The organism is Stenotrophomonas sp. P5_A8, assembly GCF_056400545.1.
Genome location: NZ_JBFULB010000482.1, coordinates 1 through 2,059, shown reverse-complemented (window position 1 = coordinate 2,059; position 2,059 = coordinate 1). Strand labels below are relative to the sequence as shown.

The 2,059-nt window shown below is 58.8% G+C and carries 2 protein-coding genes; one reads left to right on the top strand and one right to left on the bottom strand.

Annotated features, from left to right (window positions below):
- Window positions 1-349: 349 nt before the first annotated feature.
- Window positions 350-937, bottom strand: a complete 588-nt coding sequence (locus tag AC1DQP_RS19845) for a hypothetical protein (RefSeq protein ID WP_478052347.1) — start codon at window positions 935-937, stop codon at window positions 350-352.
- A gap of 636 nt (window positions 938-1,573) precedes the next feature.
- Here AC1DQP_RS19845 and AC1DQP_RS19840 point away from each other — a divergent pair.
- The gene (locus AC1DQP_RS19840) at window positions 1,574-1,870 is read left to right on the top strand and encodes a hypothetical protein (RefSeq protein WP_478052346.1); all 297 of its coding nucleotides are present in this window, start codon (window positions 1,574-1,576) and stop codon (window positions 1,868-1,870) included.
- Window positions 1,871-2,059: the final 189 nt, after the last annotated feature.

Here is a 2,059-nt window from a genome sequence, read left to right as displayed (position 1 = left end):
GGCAGAGGGCAGGTGACTACTCGGCTAGGACGGGCAACCTTTACCGGAGCACATCGAGAGCAAACAAGAACACTAAAAGAGTAGCCGCGATCGTGATGGTTTCTCGACTGGGCTTTAGGAGGAAACCACCACAAGGCCACCGCCTGCCGGCCTATTCGGCGCTGTCTACGCTTTTCCCACGCACGGTGACTTGGCGTAGCTATGGACTATCATTGGTGCCTCTTTCGCCCCCCAGGCGGCAGAGTGCTCGACAAGGAATCGCGAAACCAGCCGATTGCTGCGGGCAAGGAAACCTACCAACCGACGTACCACTGTCTCCGCGCGTACTAGCCACAAAAACGTGGCGGTGTCATTGAAGGAATGGACCTAAGAATGCCTCCGCAACCACCGTAGGATCCATACCAGCTGATTGGGAGCGTCGGACCAGCTCAAAAAGCTGCTGAAGCTGTTCCGGATGTTGCAAAAGCCAATTGGCAACGAATACGTCCTCTTTGACGCTGATCTGATGCCGCGCAATGTACCCAACGACGATTGTGAAGAATCTCTCCTCGCCATCTTTTAGTCCCGACGGCATGAAGATCGCGCGTCCCGCAGGATAGGCCAGCAGGCGGGCTCGAAGCAGGCTCTCACGTTCCAATGCGGTTGCTTTCGAAGCAGGCCCAAAAATGGGCGCTCTCGCCACCTCTTCGAAAGAATTCTTTATCACCCCCACAGCGTCCTTCAGTAGCTGCCCACCCCAAGCTGGGCCCGTCCAGACCTCATCAACGACCCATTCCGAACTCTGGGCCTCCTGCCCCGCCCAACCGGGGTGAGCAAATAGCCCCCTAACTTGCCTGGCCGTCATTTCCAGCCGAAACAATAGCTCAACGTCGAGGGTGCGCAGGGCCGCCGACTCGCGAGGGCTATGCGGGCTGGCGTCCTGATATGTGTCCTCCATACACGAGTAGCGGCCGGATAGGGCCGAGCTTTAGTCACGTCCGGCTTGGGTTTCGTGCTGCGGACGTGCGCAGCAGAAGGGCCACTTAACTATTGGGACAATTCCCTCCGCCGGCCATTGCGCGCACGCAAAGCCCAGAGCGTCGAGGAACCATCCCCAATTGCTGGGCGCTGCCTGAGCGACTGCGCGAACGACCTGTAGGCCACATCCACGTCCACACTCACTGTTGGCCCCTGCCCCTTGGTCCAGACTTAGACGCCGTGTCGACGGGCCTTTCACCGGTGAAAGGGTCGTCGACGCATAACATAGCGCCGTGGTGTCGGTCATGAGCCGAACCAATTGCCCACTCAGTCGATCTCGCCAAGGAGCCGCGAGCCATGCCAAATACTGGCGCATTCCGTTTGCTTTCTGTTGTAGGTAAGGCCAGCTACAGGGACGAAATCTTGGAAGAACTCAGGTCGGTGACCGCAGAGTGCCAGGGATGTTCCGCTGAGTTCACTGCAACATCTCCATCCAGCGGCTTGGAACAAATCAGTCGAGGAGTCGTGCTCAGCTGTCCAAAATGCTGCAATCGGCAGGCCATCTCAGGGGCGCGCTTTGCCTCCCTGATGAAGAGGCTCGATACGGGACAATCGCATGAAACCTAACACGACTGCGCCGGGCAATCGGACGGCCCTGTACACCGCACTTCTCTTCGGCTTTTGCCCGGCTGCGTTGCATGCGCAGGCCCATGAGGAAGAGCTGCGGATAAGCATCACAATCGTCAACAGCTGCCATCTGGATACATCAGGCCGAGTGCCGTCCGCAAGTTGCACCGACTACCATCCGTTGGTGCTCCACCACTCGGACACTGCAGAGTTTGAGCGCTTGCTGAGCTCGGTGCCTGCCCCGCCCGGCGCGCCTGCCGAGAAGATGGTCGTCTTTGTCTTTTAGGGCACGAGAGCCAAAGAGATGCCTCGTTGGCTAGGGGATTGCCTCTAATCCAGCGAGCATCAGATGCCGCGGCCCTGCTAGCACTTGGAGTAAGCCAAGCCCCGGAGGTGTCAACGCCGCGATGAGATCAGTCGACAGCGACCCTCTAGGTGCTGGGAAGATGCGGAGTAGCATGCCAGGAACGAGCGC